Origin of the sequence: Streptomyces sp. NPDC047453 (assembly GCF_040643155.1) — a bacterium.
Taxonomy (GTDB): domain Bacteria; phylum Actinomycetota; class Actinomycetes; order Streptomycetales; family Streptomycetaceae; genus Streptomyces.
The window spans coordinates 1-16,408 of the sequence record NZ_JBEYTS010000036.1 but is presented as its reverse complement, the minus strand read 5'-3'; the positions used below and the strand labels follow the sequence as shown (position 1 = coordinate 16,408).

The window sequence follows — 16,408 nt, the reverse complement described above, 5'->3', positions numbered from 1 at the left end:
CCCAGAGAGGAACACCCCATGACCGTCAACCGGGCCGACACCGTCGTCGTCGGCGCAGGCATCGTCGGACTCGCGCACGCCCTGGCCGCCGCCCGCCGCGGCGAACGCGTCGTCGTCTTCGAACGCGACGACTTCGCCGTCGGCGCCTCCATCCGCAACTTCGGCATGATCTGGGCCGTCGGCCAGGAACGCGGCGCCGTCTACGAACGTGCGCTGCGCAGCCGGGAGATCTGGCTGGAGATCGCCGCCAAGACCGGGCTGTGGGCCGAGCAGACCGGCTCGCTGCACCTCGCCCACCACCCCGACGAGGTGGCGGTCCTCGAGGAGTTCCTCGCCGCCGCGCCCGCCGCGCGGGAACGCGGCACCACCATGATCACCGCCCGGGAGGCGGCCGAGCGCAGCGCTACCGCCCGGCCGGACGGTCTGCTGGCCGCCCTGTGGAGTCCTACCGAGGTCAACGTCGACCCCCGGCGGGCGATCCCCGCCGTCGCCGAACACCTCGTCGCCGAGTACGGGGTGGACATCCGGTTCGGCACCACCGTGCGCTCGATCGACATGCCGGCTGTCGCCACGACCGCGGGCGAGTGGCACGCCGAGCGGGTCTTCGTGTGCAGCGGGAACGACTTCGCGACGCTTTATCCGGACGTCTTCGCCGAGAGCGGCCTGGTCCGCTGCAAGCTCCAGATGATGCGGACCGGCGTGCAGCCGGGCGGCCGGCAACTCGGGCCGATGCTCTGCGGTGGTCTCACCCTGCTGCACTACGCGGCCTTCAACGGCCTGACCGCTCGTGCCGCGCTCGCCGACCGGATGGCCGTCGAGCTGCCGTTCCACCGCGAGCACGGCATCCACGTCCTGCTGTCCCAGACGGCGGACGGACGGCTGACGATCGGCGACAGCCACGCCTACGGCATGACGCACGATCCGTTCGAGAACGAGGAGATCAACGAGGCCGTCCTCTCCTACCTGGACACCTTCGCCGCCCTCCCCGACGCCCGCGTCACCGAACGCTGGGCGGGCTACTACCCCTCGCTGCGGGACGGGCGCACCGAACTCGTCGTCTCCCCGGAGCCGGCCGTCACCGTCGTCAACGGTGTCGGCGGCGCCGGCATGACCCTGTCCTTCGGACTCGCGGAGGAGAACATCGGCGGCTGAGCGCAGGACGGTGAGGAGCCCGGCGGAACGTTCCCGCCGGGCTCCTCACCGTTTCCGGACCGGTCTTCCGGGTCAGTAGGCGATGCAGGCCGAATGCCATGCGGTGTAGAAGTCCCACACCTGGGGTGAACACTCCGGGGGCCCGTACTGGGACGCCTTGGCGCCCGTGTGCGGCAGATGCGCGTACGCGCCGACGCCCGGCCGGTTCACGTGCAGCATCCCCGCCTCGAAGCGCTCCACCGCCTCGAACGCCCGTGACTGGGAGGCCGTGAACACCGTCGCACTCATTCCGTACTTCACCGAGTTCGCGATCCGTATCGCGTCGTCGAACCCGTCCGCGTGGACCACGGCCAGCACCGGGCCGAAGACCTCCTCCTGGGCGAGCTCGCTGTTCCACGGGACGTCCCGGATCACCGTCGGCTGCACGTAGCATCCCTGTGGCAGGTCCGCCCGTTCCTCCGGGCCGCCGCCGCAGAGCACCTTGCCGCCGTCACGCTGAGCCCCGGCGATCGCCGACAGGGCCGCGTCCCTGCGTACCGTGTTGACCACCGGGCACACCTGGGAGGCCGGGTCGTCACCCGGGCCGACGCGCAGCCCGGCGACCCGTGGCACCAGCCGCTCCAGGAACTCCTCCCGCACCCGTACGTCCACCACCGCGCGGCTCGTCGCGCTGCACCGCTGTCCGGCCTGCCCGAACGCGCCGTGCACGACGGCGTCCACGGCCCGGTCCAGGTCGGCGTCGTCACAGACCACGACCGCGTTCTTGCCGCCGAGCTCCAACTGGGTGCGCAGCAGACGGTCCGCGCCGACGGTCTGGATGGCGGTGCCCACGGCGAGCGAGCCGGTGAAACTGATGCCCGCCACAGCCGGGTTGGCGACGAGCGCCTCGCCGGCCGCGACGTCGCCCTGCACCAGGTTGAGTACCCCGTCCGGGACTCCGGCCTGCTGGAACACCTCCACCAGCAGGGCCGCGGTGAGCGGGGTCAGCGGCGAGGGTTTCAGCACCGCCGTGCACCCCGACAGCAGCGCCGGTGCCGCCTTCCACATCGGGATCGCCAGAGGGAAGTTCCACGGCGAGACCAGACCCACCACGCCGATCGGGCGGCGGAAGGTGTAGGCGAACGTGCGCTCGTCCTCCGCGGGCGCCGTCACGCCGCCGAGCAGCCGCGCCTGCCCGGCCGTGAAGTCGAGCACGGCGCGTGCCCGGGCCACCTCACCGCGTGCCTCGGCAAGCAGCTTGCCCTGCTCGCGGGTGATGACGGCGGCGAACTCCTCGGCCCTTTCGGTGAGCAGGGTTCCGGCCCGTGCGAGGAACTCGGCTCGCCGGACCGGCCCGAGTCCACGCCAGCCGGGCAGTGCGGCCGTGGCGGCGTCGACCGCCCGGTCCACGTCGACGCCGCCCGACTCGGCGAACTCCCCGATCCGGTCGCTGACGTCGGCCGGGTTGGTGTTCTCCCTGGTCAGTCCCGACTCGGCCGGGTCCCATTGTCCGTCGATGAAGTTGCGCCGAAGGTGCTGTGACTGTGTCATGCCCTCCCCTTCGCTGGACCAACGCCGGCCGTGCTGCCGGACGTGGTCAGGCTCTCCGAAGGGCCGGGCCGTCACAATGCGCGATTGCCCAATGCGGCCGATAGCCGCGGCCTATCGCGTGCCGCCGCTGATCGGGGGTCAGCCGGCCGGCCGCGCCGTCTCGTACGGGACCGATCAGAGCGCGGGAGTTCTGAGGGCGTCGATCAGCCGGTCCGCGGGTAGGGCCGGCAGGGTGCGGCCGCCGAAGCCCGTGGTCGTGGTCGCGGCGAGCAGGGAGTTGAGCACCGCCTCCTCGACGGCGTCGAGAACGGCTTCGAACAGGGGCCCCAGTTCGGCGTCCGCCGCCGGGGCGCCCGCCTCCGGTCGCGTACCGAAGGCGATGGCGTAGTCGCCGCTGCCGTGGCTGTAGGCCGCGCCGGTGCGAGCCAGGGCGAACACGGCCCGCCGCGCGACGCGGGTGAGCTGCCGCGCGTCGACGGGGGCGTCCGTGGCCAGCACGATCATGCAGGAGCCGGTCTCCGCGACCGGCGCCGGAGCTTCGGCCAGGCCCAGGGACCCAGGTGTGACGCAGCGGCCGAGCACCCGCAGCGTGCCGCCGAAGTTCGCCTGCACCAGGACCCCGGCCGTGCACCGCCGGCCCGCCAGTTCGGGGGTGCGCGAGGCGGTTCCGATCCCCGCCTTGAATCCCAGGGCGCCCGTTCCGGTTCCCGCTCCGACGCAGCCCTCGGCCACCGCACCGCCGGACGCTCCGTCGAGCGCGGCCCGGACGTGCTCCTCGAGCACCGGCCGCGCGCGGATGTCGGACAGGAAGCCGTCGTTGCACTCGCCCACGACCGGGTTGAGGCTCTGCACCTCGCCGCATCCCGGCTGTTCGAGCATCCATCCGACGAGGGCGTCGGCGACCCGGAACGCCGACAGGGTGGAGGTGAGCAGTACCGGGGTCTCCAGCGTGCCGAGTTCGGTGAGCTGGGTGGTGCCGATGAGCTTGCCGTAGCCGTTGCCGGTGAACACCCCGGCGGGCAGCGGCGAGTGGGGGCCGACGGTCCCGGGCACGACCGCGGTCACTCCGCTGTGCACGTCGGGAGGACGCCGGATGGTGGTGTGCCCGACCCGGACGCCCGGCACATCGGTGATCGCGTTGAGGGGCCCGGTACCGCCCCGCCCGACGACGATGCCGAGGTCACGGGCCCGCGGCCGGGTGCCCTGTGCCGACTGGACGTGTGCCATGGGTTCCATAGGACCGGACGCTACGCGCCGCACCGCTCGTTCGGGCAGCCGGGGCGGACGGGTCGGCCTGCACCGGCATGGGGTACGGCTCAGTCGCCGCGCAGCAGGCGTGTCTCGGCGGCCGGCAGCCCCTTGGCCCACCAGTGGCCGTAGCGCCGGTAGACCGTGTCCTCGCGGTCGGCGAGGAACCGCATCAGCGAGCCGGCCTCCGTGGCCAGTCCCCGCCAGACGTGCTCCGGAAGCGGGTGGAAGGCGGTGGCCTCGATTCCTCCGTCGACGGGACGCCAGACGCCGGCGACGTAGCCGTCGACCAGCAGGGTGGGCAGTACGTCGCCGTTCACGCGCGTCACCAGCTTGCGGTAGGCGGGCGGGATGACGCGGCCGCGGTCGGCGTAGGCCAGCAGGATGCTGTCCCACATCGCCATCAGCCGGGCCGGGGCCGGGGTGTCCTCGGCCGGCCGCGGCGCGCCGGGGATGTCGTACAGCACCGTGCCGTCGGGGCCTTCCAACTGATCCAGTTCGGCGGCGAGTGACTGCAGCGCCGCCCTCACTCTGGCCCGCTGGACCAGGGCGAACTGCGCCATGTCCGCCACCGACGCCGGGCCGAAGCCCTCCAGGTAACGGCGTATCAGAGTGCGCAGACCCGCGACGGGGGCGTCCGGGTCGGCCAGCTCCGGTGGCATGCCGGCGGCGACGTACGACTGCTGCGTGCCGAACGACCAGGGTCCTCCGGTGGGCGCGTGCCACAGCGGCGCGTACTGCCGCAGCATCCGCCAGGCCGCCGGTTCCACCGGCGCGCCCAGCAACTCCTCGATGCGGCCCCGCGCCTCGGCGGCGGACCGCGGCCGGCCGGTGTACTCCAGCAGTCCCGGGATCAGCGCGTGGGCGTCGGCGGCGGTGAGCCCGGACGCAGTGAAGCGGGAGTCGCCGAGCCGGGAGGCGCGCAGTGTCGGCTCCATGGCCTCGCGGAACACCCGGTAGTCCTCCGCGTGGACCATGTGCAGCGTGATCCGCATCAGCGTCGACCTGACCGCCCGGTGGCCCGCCACGGCGGCGTCGAGGCCCGCAGGGTCGAAACCGCTGAGCCGGTTCCACAGCGCCAGGTACGGCGAGGCGGGCTGCTGTGCCTGAAGAGCGACCACGCGCCGTACCGCGTCGGCGGCGGTGAGCGGCTCCCGGTCGAGCAACAACTGCCGGGCGAGGGTTGAGCGGTTGAGGGCACGCGCGGTAATCATCCGGCCATCATGCCGAGCCTGTCTCCCGGTCGTGCGGGGAACCCCGCCCAAAGGGCCCCTCGCAATACCTCTGACCTGCGGTTTCTCTCCGACCTGCGGAAACTTCCACGCTTCAACCCGCGTCAGCCCGTCCCGGCCCGCCTCGGGCCGCCTCGGACCGTCGCCCGTGTTCCCGTGGGAACACCGCGTGGGAATCGCGAACGCGTAGGGCCCTGACCAGCCCGTACCCGTTCCCGGGCTCCACGAGCCCGCGTCGGCCGCGAGGATGACCGAAAGCTGCCGCGCATCCGGCTCACCCGCTGCCAGATGAACGCTGAAGCGGCCCCGACCATCCGCGACGGCGGACGGCGGGGCCGGCTCAGGAGTCAACTCCAGGGGTCAACGCTGGGACTTAGTGAAGCGGTAGCAACTGCCGTCGAGCGAGCACCCGGAGTCGGTCACTTCGTGCCGCAGGCTGAACCCAATCTCGCTGGAGATCCGACCGGTACGGCTCACCCTCCGCGCTCAGGACGAGGTTGCCCGGGAGCGCAGGTCCCCTGCGCGGTCCCCGTCATGGTGCTCCGCTGGGGATTGGGGGGTCTCGGGTTCGGGCCGGGTGCCTGCGGTGCGGAGCAGGGTGGCGATGAGGATCGCCGCGCCCGACATCAGGACGGCAAGGGCCACCGAGGCGATCCGGGCCTCCCGGGCGAAGGCGTCGAAGGCCACACGCCGCAGGGATTCGGCGGCGCCCCTGGGGAGGGCGGCGGCGGTCTCGACGGCGCCGCCGAGGGTGCTCCTCGCCGCTTCCAGCTCCTTGGGCGTGAGGGCCTCAGGAGCCTTGGCCGCCAGGTCCGAACGGTAGACGGCGGTGCCGATGCTGCCCAGGAGCGCGATGCCCAGCGCCCCGCCGAGTTCGGCAGAGGTTTCGGCCATGGCGGAGGCCGCCCCGGCCCGCTCCGGTGGTGCGGCGGACAGGATCACCTCGGTGACGACCGCGGAGACGGCGCCGATGCCGATCGAGACGACGGTCATGCCGCTGACGAGGTGGACGATTCCCGAATCGGCCTGGAGCAGGGCCAGCATGACGTAGCCGGCGGTGGCCACGAGCAGCCCGGCGGCGATCACGTTGTGCTTACCGATGCGGGGGGCGATCGCGGTGGCCAGCGCGATGCCCAGGGGCATCACGAGGAAGGTGGGCAAGGACCACACTGCCGACTCGAACGGACCCATGCCCAGGACGAGTTGCATGAACTGCCAGTTGAACAGGCTGAAGCCGACCAGTCCGAAGGTCGCCAGCGCGTCGATGAGCAGGGGCAAGTTGAACCGGCGCGTGCGGAACAGCGCCATGTCGATCATCGGGTTCGCGGCCCTGTGCTGGCGGCGGAGGAATGCCGCTCCCGCTGCGAGTCCGGCGGCGCAGCACGTCAGGGGAATCCACCCGAAGCCGTGCTCCGCTGTCACCTTGATGCCGTAGATGACGCCGAGCATGGCCACGAGGGACATGGCGGCGCCGAGCAGGTCGAAACGGCCCGGCTTGGGGTCGCGGTATTCGGTGAGCAGCAGCGGGCCGAGGATCAGCAGCAGGACCATCACCGGCACGTTGATCAGGAAGACCGATCCCCACCAGAAGTGCTCCAGGAGCAGACCGCCGATGATCGGGCCGAGCACGGCGCCGCCCGCGAAGCCCGCCGTCCAGATGCCGACTGCGGTGGCCCGCTGTGCGGCGTCGTGGAACATGCTCCGGATCAGGGAGAGGGTGGACGGTGCCAGCGTGGCTCCGGCGATGCCCAGGAGCACGCGGGCCGCGATGAGTGTCTCTGGGCTGGTCGAGTAGGCCGCCAGGACCGAGGCGGCACCGAAGGCCGCGGCGCCCGTGAGCAGTACTCGCCGCCGCCCGAAGCGGTCACCGAGTGTGCCCATCGTAATGAGCAGGCCGGCGAGGAGGAAACCGTAGGCGTCCATGATCCACAGTTGCTCGGAACTGCTCGGTGCGAGGTCGGCCGTCAGGGACGGGAGCGTGATGAACATGACGGCCATGTCCATGGATGCCAGTACGCAGGGCAGCACCAAGACGGCGAGACCGACCCACTCCCTGGTTCCGGCTCTCTTCTTCTTCTCTTCGGTCATGCCCTCTCCTGAGCCGTGCAGATCCGGACGGACTTTTAACCACCCGGATGCGTACTCTGTACGCACCAACGCGTACAGAGTACGCCCACGCGCTGATCCGACAAAACAGCTTTTTGACCTGCTGTTTCTCCTGAACTGTGCACACACTCGCGCTAACGGGCTAGAATTTCGACACAACCCTGAGGTGTGACGAAAAGGAGTTCGTTGATGTCCGTGCAGCCGGCATGCGCGTCGTGCGGAAAGGCGCTGGAGCCCACGGACCGGGGGCGGCCCCGGCTCTACTGTTCCCGCGCGTGCCAGGCCAGGGCCTATCGGGCACGCAGGGCGGAAACGCCGGCCGACGTCCCGGAGGGCGACGACGGCGCACCACATCTCACCGTCGAGCGCATCGTGCGGGCCGGGATCGTCGTCGCGGACGCGGAGGGGCTCGACGCGCTGTCGATGCGCCGGGTCGCCATGGAACTCGGCACCGGCACGATGTCCCTGTACCGGCATGTGGCGTCCAAAGACGACCTGGTGACCCTGATGGTGGAAGCCGCGATGGCCGACGTGCCGCCGCCCGACTCACCACCGCGAAACTGGCGTCACGGCCTCGAACGCGCCGCGTACCGCGACTGGGAGCTGTACCACCGCCACCCGTGGATCCTGCCGAGGGTCATGGTGACGACCCGCGCGTATTTCAGCCCGGCTCTCGCGGCGGACAGCGAAAGCGCCCTCTCCTCCTTCGACGGGCTCGACCTCGAACCCGCCGATGCCTTCCGGTACATGTTCATGTTCGCCTCCTACGTGCAAGGCGTGGCGCTGATCCTCGTCAGCGATGCGGAGGCGGAGCGGCAGTCGAGGATCGCCGCGAAACAGGGGGCGAAAGCCTCGGATCACGCACAGAACCCGCTGTACGAACCCGGGGCGTATCCCCGGCTCGCCCGCGCGATGCGCGCGGGCGCCGACCCCTGGGACCTCGATGCCCTGTTCGCCTCAGGTCTCGCCGGTGTCCTGGACGGCATCGCAGCCGATCTCACGCGAAAGGGCATCGACCGTTCCTAAAGGACTGAGCTCCAGCACCTCCAGGGCTGCGTACCAGCCAATGGGCAGCGCCGGCCGCCAGACCGAGAAGTCGAAGGCGTGCAGGGCCGAGGGTCGGCACGTACTGCACGGGCATCACGGGCTCCAGCCACCCCGGGTGAAAGCGCACAGCCGGTGTCCTCCTCACGTCGTCAGCTCAGGATGTCGGTGATGTCCTGGCCGGTGAGGGCCTGCGCGATCTGCCACCGCATCCCGCCGCGGGAGCCCTTGATCAGGACAATGTCCCCGGGCCCCAGCAGCTTGTCCAGGACGGCGGTAGCGGTCTCGTTGTCCCGGACGATCGCGACCTCGGCACCAGCATCGGCCGCGCCCAGGGCAAGCTGTTTGGCCATGCCGCTGCCCACGGCGATGACGAGGTCGATGCCGTACTCACCGGCCATCTGCCCCACGTCCCAATGGGCTTTGGCCGCCTCGTCGCCCAGCTCCAGCATCTCCCCGAGCACGGCGATCCGCCGCGATACGGGCCGTCGTCGGCGGCCTGGCCGGTCGTCTGGTCAGCCACCGAGGACCACACCCCTGCCTGCGTAGTACCGGGCCAGGCGAGCCCATGGGACTCTGTGGGCCTCCTGGGATACGCCGGGCAGCCCTGACGGGTTGTGCAGCATCACGCCCTCCTCATACACGCCGACGGCGAGCACCAGGTGCCCGCCCTTGCTCGGTGGTTCGTCGTCAGTCGTGCGGATCGTCTTGTGGACGGACAACAGCACCAGCCGCCCGCCCGCGACCTCTTCACGGACACGGGCGGCGGGCAGGTCCGGGACCGCCTCGGCCTGGAGGGCCCAACGGTCCCCGACGTGCTCTGCGAACGGCTGGTAGATCAGGCCCTTCACCTGGTCCCCGTCGCGCACGTAGGCGCCGGCCTCGCACAGCTCCCGGACAAGCGGCACGGAGGGGGGCACCGGGCGCCTCCAGTAGTCCAGCGCCATCCGCAGGCACGCGACGCCACACATGCGCGGCGCCCAAAACGCGTACTCGGCCGGGCTGTCGGCGCCTGACTTCTGCCAGAGCGGGTCATCCGCCGCGTCCCGCTGGCCGGTGATGAACTCCGGGACGAGGGCGGCGGATTCCCACTGCGCGTAGTAGGGGACGGGGTGAAGGATCCTCGGGGTGCTCATGCGCCCCAGGGTGCCGCGCCTCAAGCCGCGAAGCCCAGGTACGTACCCACTGTGAGGCCGGAGAACGTGATGAGTTGACGAGGCTTCAAGCACGTAAAGGCGGCGTGCATCCCGATGCCGGCGGCGACGGCGTACGGCATCGTCTGCTCAACGAGCAGCGCCGGAGGTAGCGCGATCTCCAAGGCGATGACGGCGGCCGAGACGAGCCGCCACAGGCGGACGTCACGGTCGGTGAGGTTGCCCATGTAGCGGCAGACGAGGCCGGGGACGGCGTACTGGCGACGGTGGGGAAGCCGCTCGCGCACCTGGCTGTAGACGTGCACCCACTGAGCCAGGTACAACCGCTGCGGAACTGCTCGGAACGAGGCTTCTGCCAGGCTGAGTTCCAATAGATGTCGGTGGTGACCAGGACTAGGAGGACCTGCGCCCACACGTTGGCCGTGCTGGAGCCGTGAGCGATGTGCAGGCCGGTGCCGAGGTCCCCGGCGAGTAGCAGGCAGGCCCCAGTCAGCAGGGTGTAACGGACGGCGTTCGGGCTGCGGAGGTAGAGCAGCTCCATCGCGGACCCGGCGAGGACCAGCACCAGCGCCAGGCGCGGAGCGATCCCCACGGCCAGGGCGACGGTCGCGACCGTGCGGACGACCAGCGCGGGCCGGTAGACCGAGACCAGCAGCCGGGCGCGCGCCGGACCGAAACGCTGTTCCACCACGTGCGCACTGAGCGAGCCAGGGGTGAGACGGTCCCAGCCGCCTTGACCGAAGGAGAGCGCGAACCGTGCGGTGAGCACGGTCCCGAACACGATCCGGAAGGCCTGGAGGCGCGCGGGATCGGTGGGGTGCTGGAACCCGGAGGCGAGCGCGTCAAAGAACCACACGGCTACTCCTCACCTCCACGGGTTGCTCGCCACGCGCGGACAGCACGCGGCCGTGGCCGTCGACCCTGGCGTAACGGCCGGACGCCACGAGGTGGTTGACGATCGTCTGGAGCTGCGGCGGCCCGAGAATGAAGCTGCCGGGAGAGAGCCAGTCGTAGACGTTCACCGCCTCGGTACGGCCGTCTTTGGTGGTGCCGGTGAGCGTGATGATCGTGAACGTGGCCCGGCAGAACATCTTCCAGCGCATCCAGCGCCCGGTCAGGGGTGTGAAGCCGCTGATCATCCACACGACCAGGCCGACCGTGACGGCGGCCTGGACAGCGGGCAGCACGGAACCGTGCATGAGGAGCCTCCGAGAACAGGGAGGGTGAAGGAAGGGGCGGGCGGCCCGCGCGCCGGGCCGGCCCGGGGGTCAGCGCTCGGGCTTGGGGGGCCGCTGCATCAGCGCGGCCGCGGCCTCGTCGAGGGTGACCTTGTCGTGCAGCAGCGCCGAGATCACTTCGGTGATCGGCATCTCGACGTCATGGGCGCGGGCGAGGGCGAGGATCGCCTCGGCGCTCTTGACGCCCTCGGTCGTCTGCCGCGTGGCGGCGGCGGCCTCGTCGATGGTCATGCCTTGGCCGAGGTGCGCGCCGAAGGTCCGGTTACGGGAGAGTGGGGAGGTGCAGGTGGCCACCATGTCCCCTATGCCGGACAGGCCAGCGAGGGTGGCCGGGTGGGCGCCCATGGCCGTTGCCAGTCGGGTGGTCTCCGCCAGGCCCCGGGTGATGAGCATGGACGTGGCGTTGTCACCGAGGCCCATGCCGGAGGCGATGCCGGTCGCCAGGGCGATGACGTTCTTCACCGCGTCGCCCAGCTCGCAACCGATCACGTCGGTGCTGGTGTAGGGCCGGAAGTACCGAGTGTGGCACGCCGTCTGGAAGCGGCGCGCGGCGTCCTCGTCCGGGCAAGCGATGGTCGCGGCGGCCGGCTGGCCGACCATGATCTCGCGGGCCAGGTTCGGCCCCGACAGCACCGCTACCCGGTCCGCGCTCACACCGGGTGCTGGCCACACTTCAAGGACGGTGCGCCCCGACTTGAGACGCTTTCGGCTACTTGGCGATGCTCGCAATGAATGTGTGGATGTCGGCGGCGAGGTTGCGCATGTCCTCGCCTGCCGCATGTGCCGTGGTGGTCTCGAAGTGCCATTCCTCGGAGGGCGCCCGATCGTGGATGCCCCAGGTCAGTTGGACGTGGCTACCACGGTGCTCCGCTGAGAGGGTCAGGTCGTAGCAGAGGGAGTGCCAGGTACGTGCGTCTTCCCAGCCCCGGAAGTCTTCGGCAAGCGAGGCGAGGAAGGTGTCGAGGCCGTCACCGTCCCAGGTCTGTACCGAGGTCTCAACACTTCCCCAAAGCCCGCAGGCCCTGATGAGGAAGTCGAGCGTTGGATCATCCTCGAACGGGCGTGTCGGCTCCGACAGCAGCAGGCGGACGGGACCGGGGTCCCCCACCTGGACGGCTGGGCGTCCGGAATCGTCGTAGTCGATCACACGAACAGGTTAGAAGACCGGGCTGGCGGGCAGCCGCCACTCTCGGACGGAGCAGCATCGGGAGCGGCATCCTTCAGACGCGATCGTCTACCATGGCTGTGGATCTTGCACATAATCTGGTTCCTGACGGCCTTTGGGATCCGGCTGTACAGCAGTGAAGTACAGCAACCGCAACGACCAGTCCCGTGCTTTGGCAGCCGCACCAGACCGATGCACGTCCGATACGACCGTCGATGACCGATCCACATAGAGCTACAGATCAGAAGGTGGTGCCATGGGACGGCTCAGCCCTCTGGGCCGTCCCTGGGCCGTCCGAGGCCGCTCAACGCTGACCAAGGACGACCAATAACGACCATCAAGCGCCCGGCCCTACCGCTTCTGAGCAGCCAAAACCCAGCTCACCAAGATCCCCGGCAAGACCCAGGGCAAGAAGAAGTAGGTCCACGGCTGTAAGCCCCTGAGTCGCCGCTTCTTCACGGCGCGGGGGCTTACTGGTGGGCTCGGGCCGTGCACTCCCCGTCTTCCAGATCCGCTACGCTACGCTCCGCGCCCTGAAGCTGAAGGCAGCGGCCACACTGATTCTCGTCGGCGCGGGCGGCATAGCCGTCATCGCGGCAACGGGAGTGTGGGCGCTTTCGGGTGGGCTCTACGGCTGTACCAGGGCTGACGAAGAGTTCGCCCCCACACTGGCGTCCTCGTCCATCCTCGACACGCACCCGAGCCAGACGTGGCCCGAGGGCGAGCGGTACTCCGGATGCGACGACGATGACGGATTCGCCTACGCCGGGCAGTACTACCGACTCACGACATCCCGGGCCAGCGTGCTGACTTTCTACCGCAAGGCCGCCGCAGAGGACGGCTGGCGACTCAAGGGCGCCAACCCTTCACCGTCTCCGGCACCCGGCAGCCTCGCGATCGACACCTCAGCGCTCTGCTTCGAGAAGCCCGTCGCGGGCACTACCGCCCATCTCGCTGTGTGGTTCCCCAGCGATCTCGGGGACAGCTCCGACGACTACAGCTTGGAAGTCACAGCCAGCCATGACGGCACTGCCTGGTGTTGACCCGGCATCGCCACGTCCGAGAGAACCGAGACGATTCCTCGCCCTCGTCTCCAGTGCCAGCATGTGGAAGGCCCGCCCTCTGCCCAGACCGCTCGACGAGGGGGCGTGCCATTCGCGTGCCAGATCGTGCGGGGAACAACGGGGCCTGGCTGCGAAAGCGACTAGGGCGCCAGCACAGGTCAGCTCAGCAACCCCGCCAAAGAACCCGAGCTTCCCAAGCTGAGAGCGCGAGTTCGATTCTCGTCACCCGCTCCATGTGAGACCCCCAAGTCAAGGCTTGGGGGTTCTTTGTCGGCGGCCCGGTCCGGGTTTCTGTCCGCCATGGAGTTCACCCCGGCCGACCCAGGCTGCTCAACGCGCTCGAGGGCTTGGGCCGGTGGCGTTCCGGTGGCGTCTGCCGTAGGGCCCGGCCGGTGGAAGCCGGGCCCCACGGCGGTCGCGACGTCAGCGGACGTCGACGTAGTCGCCCCCGGCGGTGGCGGATGCGGTGGTGGACGTGCCGGCGAAGGTGTATCGCCAGTAGCCGTCCGTCGACGCCTTCACCGTGGTCTTCAGGTTTCCGGAACTGCTGGTGGTGACCGTCTTCACGGTCGTGTACGTGGACGTCCCCTTCTTGCGGAACTGGAGCTTCACCTTCTGATCGGCGTAGCCGTGATAGCCGCCGAGCGTCTCCCAGTCCGCGCGGGAAAGCTTGCCGGTGATGGTGAGGGTCTTACCCTTGGTCTACCGGCTCGGGAGTCGCGTTGGCCGTCAGGGTCGCGTCACGAAGGACGGCCGCCGACTTGGCGGCGTGCAGGTCGACGTGGCCCGTACCGTCCGCGGACTCGGCCCAGGCAGCGACCTTCCACGTGCCGGCGAAGGAGTTGCGGCCGAGGGTCCAGCGCGGGTGGATGTAGGCGAACTGGGCCTGGCAGGTGGACGTAGTCGCGTTGACCTTGGTGCAGGTCGCTCGCCAGGGGCTGTAGAGGACGGCGTTGGGGGTGTCGTACGAACCCTGGTACAGGTACATGTCACCGCTCGCGATCCCCGACGGGTCGGTGGCGGTGAACTTCGCCTTGAACTCCTGGAGCGGCTGGTCGGACAGCTCCACCGGCTTGCCGCCGTTCACCACGATGTTCGAAATGCGGGTCGCGCCCGCCGTCTCGTTGCCCTGCGGGACCGGCCCCGCGAACGCCCGCTCGATGGTGCGGCTGAGGCTGCCGCCCAGGTCGTCGGCGGCGGTGACGCGGAGGGTGACGAAGGAGCCGGTGGCGGTAACGTCCAACGTCGCCGAGCCGTCGGCCGCGACGGGAAGATCGGTCCAGGTCGCGCCGTCGTCCGTGGAGTACGCCAGGCCCGTGATCTTGGTGTTCGCCTGCGCCGTGTCCGCGTTGCGGGTGGTGGCGCTCGCGTTGACCCTGACCGGCCCGGCGGCGGCGCGCCCCATCGCGTCGAGCCCCGAGACCCTCACCTCGGTGTCGATCAAGGGGAGTTCCTTGCCTTCGGCGTAGCCCGCCCGGAACGTCCATTTGCTGCTTACGTCCGTAGACAGCCGGGAGTACGGGACGCGGCGGTGGACGGTCTGGTCGAGGGTGTACGTCTGCGGCGACGTCGGCACGGTCGACGACGTCAGTCCGTGGGAGAAGTCGAGACCCGACGCCTGGGCGTAGGTGACGCCGTCCGAGCCGGTCAGCTTGTACGAGTACTTCGCCCGGAAGTCGTGGCCCGTGTGGCCCGCGGTGTCGCTGAAGGTGTGCCCCTCGTACAGCGAGACCTTCCCGCGGTACCACTGCGAGCCAGGCCACGGACCACGCACCGGCTGCAGCGGGGCCGCGCCCAGGACCTCGCCCGCGCTGGTCCCGGCGGGCAGGGTGCGATCAGGCAGGATCAGGTTCTGTTCACCGGTGCCGTAGTTCAGCAGCCGCATGGAGGTGACGCCGGGTGTGACGTACTCGGTGACCGAGCCGCCCACGGGCACCGCGCTGCCGATGAAGACGCCCGTCCACTCGCCGAAGGAGGGGACGGTCTGCAGGTTCGCGGTCGTCCGGGTGCCGGGTGCGCGGACCTGCGTGACGGTCTTCGCCAGGGCGGAGGTGGGGACCGTCACGACGGGCGAGGCGGGCACCGTGGTGGTGAAGCCGTGCGTGAGGTCGTAGCGGTAGGGGCTCGGCACGCTGGCCGAGGCACCCTTCTTGCCGAGCACCTCGTGGATCCGCAGTGAGACGCCCCGCATCGAGAATGGGGTGACGTAGACCTTGTCGGCGCCCGAACTAGCGAAGCCCGCGAGGTCGCCTCCCGGGACGCTCAGCCACACAGCGGAGGACTGCCGGGTGGCAGTGGTGTCGTCGGTACGGATCCCGGCCTGCTTGGCCGCCCTCTGGTCGAAGGCGACCGTGGTGGCGGCCGAACCGACCGTGAACGTGCGGGTGAGCAGATAGCTCGGCTGCCGCCAGTCCATGTGCAGCGCCACGGCGAAGTAGTCACCGGACGGCAGTTTCACCGTTGCCGTGGCACCGTAGGCGCTGCTGTCGACTGCGTAGGCCGTCCACGTCGTGCGGTTCCAGACATAGAACTGCTTGGTCGTGACGTTGGCGTGCGTGATGCTCAGCTTCACCGAGTACGTGGACGCCGTGGTGCTCATGGTCGTGAGACCGCCCCGCGCGGCCGGCGTGCGCGTGCCATCGACGCCCGCCATGGTCAGCGGAAGCGTCGCGGCTGTACGGTCTGCCGTGTGCGCCCCGTCCGGCCGCACGGACACCATGCCGTTCACAGCGGCGACGGCGTAGCGCCCCGCGCCCGCCCCTGCGCCCTTCAGCCCCGCCGTGACATGAACCTGCCGTCCACCGACGAGTTCGACGCGCCCACCGTCCCCCAACGCGGCGCTCGGTCCGCCGCGGTGTGCCACGCCCGGTGCCGTGGACACCACTCCGACCATTCCTCCAGCGGCCGAATCGCCGTCCGACGCCATCGCGCCGGGCGCAACCAGCAGCGAGGCTGTCAACACTGACCCGCACAACCCCGCCTCGGCAGATCTTCGGACACCCCTGACCCAAAACCTGGACATCAACCGCCCCCTTGTTCCTTCCCCTAGAGAATCGCTCCCTGCCCACCCGACTCAGGAGTCGATCAGCGCACTCTAGTACTGCGACCGGAAAGGTTCACCGGCTCGCGACGCCCGGCACGGCTCCCCCGAGCTCTTCGAGCAGGGGGACCCTCAGCCGCGTTGTCGCATCACCCGAGTACATCCAGTACGCAGGCCCCCGGCGACGATGCTCTACGCCCCGGAACACCCGGCGGCCCAGGTGCTGTTGCTCGCCACCACTCCGACCCCGGACCTCGCCCTGCAGGTCCGCCTGGACTCCATCGAAGGGCTCACCCACCTGAACCACGAAACAGCGTGAACAGCTACCGATCCAGAGCTTTTGATGCGATGAAGGGGCGGGGCCTCCGCCCCCGTGGGTTCCCGGGTAGGTCCCAGGTGGCTCACATTCGTCACGGCGAAGGAGGCCCCTGGTGA

Annotated in this window: 15 protein-coding genes and 1 pseudogene; 4 read left to right on the top strand and 12 right to left on the bottom strand. The window is 70.0% G+C overall.

From position 1 onward, the window contains the following. Positions 1–18 precede the first annotated feature (18 nt). Positions 19–1,152 (top strand): TIGR03364 family FAD-dependent oxidoreductase, encoded by a 1,134-nt coding sequence (locus ABZ818_RS26755; protein ID WP_361419595.1) that lies wholly within the window; start codon positions 19–21, stop codon positions 1,150–1,152. Positions 1,153–1,224: 72 nt separating this feature from the next. Here ABZ818_RS26755 and ABZ818_RS26750 read toward each other — a convergent pair whose 3' ends face one another. From ABZ818_RS26750 to ABZ818_RS26735, 4 genes are all read right to left on the bottom strand, one after another. After that, positions 1,225–2,682: an aldehyde dehydrogenase family protein gene (locus ABZ818_RS26750; RefSeq protein WP_361419592.1), complete on the bottom strand. Its 1,458-nt coding sequence runs from the start codon at positions 2,680–2,682 to the stop codon at positions 1,225–1,227. A 174-nt stretch (positions 2,683–2,856) separates the two neighbouring features. Then, entirely contained in the window at positions 2,857–3,918 is a 1,062-nt protein-coding gene (locus tag ABZ818_RS26745) for a P1 family peptidase (RefSeq protein ID WP_361419589.1), read from the bottom strand. 80 nt (positions 3,919–3,998) lie between these two features. Next, positions 3,999–5,144, bottom strand: a complete 1,146-nt coding sequence (locus tag ABZ818_RS26740) for a winged helix DNA-binding domain-containing protein (RefSeq protein WP_361419586.1) — start codon at positions 5,142–5,144, stop codon at positions 3,999–4,001. Positions 5,145–5,648: 504 nt separating this feature from the next. Next, a complete protein-coding gene (locus ABZ818_RS26735; RefSeq protein ID WP_361419583.1) occupies positions 5,649–7,250 on the bottom strand; it encodes an MFS transporter in 1,602 nt (533 codons plus the stop codon). Between the two features lie 207 nt (positions 7,251–7,457). Here ABZ818_RS26735 and ABZ818_RS26730 point away from each other — a divergent pair, with 207 nt between their 5' ends. Next, positions 7,458–8,294, top strand: coding sequence for a TetR/AcrR family transcriptional regulator (locus ABZ818_RS26730; protein WP_361419580.1), 837 nt, complete (start codon positions 7,458–7,460; stop codon positions 8,292–8,294). 170 nt (positions 8,295–8,464) lie between these two features. On the opposite strand, the gene ABZ818_RS26725 is transcribed toward ABZ818_RS26730, so the two are convergent. The 6 genes and pseudogenes from ABZ818_RS26725 to ABZ818_RS26700 all read right to left on the bottom strand — a co-directional run bounded on the left by ABZ818_RS26725 (position 8,465) and on the right by ABZ818_RS26700 (position 11,851). Then, entirely contained in the window at positions 8,465–8,776 is a 312-nt protein-coding gene (locus tag ABZ818_RS26725; RefSeq protein ID WP_361419577.1) for a UDP-N-acetylmuramoylalanyl-D-glutamate--2,6-diaminopimelate ligase, read from the bottom strand. A 51-nt stretch (positions 8,777–8,827) separates the two neighbouring features. Further along, a complete protein-coding gene (locus ABZ818_RS26720) occupies positions 8,828–9,448 on the bottom strand; it encodes a C39 family peptidase (protein WP_361419574.1) in 621 nt (206 codons plus the stop codon). Positions 9,449–9,468: 20 nt separating this feature from the next. After that, complete coding sequence (locus ABZ818_RS26715) at positions 9,469–9,771, bottom strand: hypothetical protein (RefSeq protein ID WP_361419571.1); 303 nt, start codon at positions 9,769–9,771, stop codon at positions 9,469–9,471. Positions 9,772–10,308: 537 nt separating this feature from the next. Continuing rightward, on the bottom strand, positions 10,309–10,665 hold the full coding sequence (locus ABZ818_RS26710) for a hypothetical protein (RefSeq protein ID WP_361419568.1): 357 nt from the start codon (positions 10,663–10,665) through the stop codon (positions 10,309–10,311). A 69-nt stretch (positions 10,666–10,734) separates the two neighbouring features. Then, a pseudogene (locus tag ABZ818_RS26705) lies at positions 10,735–11,358 on the bottom strand (NAD(P)H-dependent glycerol-3-phosphate dehydrogenase); the annotation flags it as partial. Between the two features lie 55 nt (positions 11,359–11,413). After that, a complete protein-coding gene (locus tag ABZ818_RS26700) occupies positions 11,414–11,851 on the bottom strand; it encodes a DUF6228 family protein (RefSeq protein WP_361419565.1) in 438 nt (145 codons plus the stop codon). Between the two features lie 494 nt (positions 11,852–12,345). On the opposite strand from ABZ818_RS26700, the gene ABZ818_RS26695 reads away from it, so the two are divergent. Then, positions 12,346–12,912: a hypothetical protein gene (locus ABZ818_RS26695; protein ID WP_361419562.1), complete on the top strand. Its 567-nt coding sequence runs from the start codon at positions 12,346–12,348 to the stop codon at positions 12,910–12,912. A gap of 444 nt (positions 12,913–13,356) precedes the next feature. On the opposite strand, the gene ABZ818_RS26690 is transcribed toward ABZ818_RS26695, so the two are convergent. Then, the gene (locus ABZ818_RS26690; RefSeq protein WP_361419559.1) at positions 13,357–13,545 is read right to left on the bottom strand and encodes a hypothetical protein; all 189 of its coding nucleotides are present in this window, start codon (positions 13,543–13,545) and stop codon (positions 13,357–13,359) included. Positions 13,546–13,624: 79 nt separating this feature from the next. Then, a complete protein-coding gene (locus ABZ818_RS26685; RefSeq protein WP_361419556.1) occupies positions 13,625–15,814 on the bottom strand; it encodes a hypothetical protein in 2,190 nt (729 codons plus the stop codon). 346 nt (positions 15,815–16,160) lie between these two features. On the opposite strand from ABZ818_RS26685, the gene ABZ818_RS26680 reads away from it, so the two are divergent. After that, on the top strand, positions 16,161–16,292 hold the full coding sequence (locus ABZ818_RS26680) for a hypothetical protein (protein ID WP_361419553.1): 132 nt from the start codon (positions 16,161–16,163) through the stop codon (positions 16,290–16,292). The last annotated feature ends 116 nt before the right edge of the window (positions 16,293–16,408 follow it).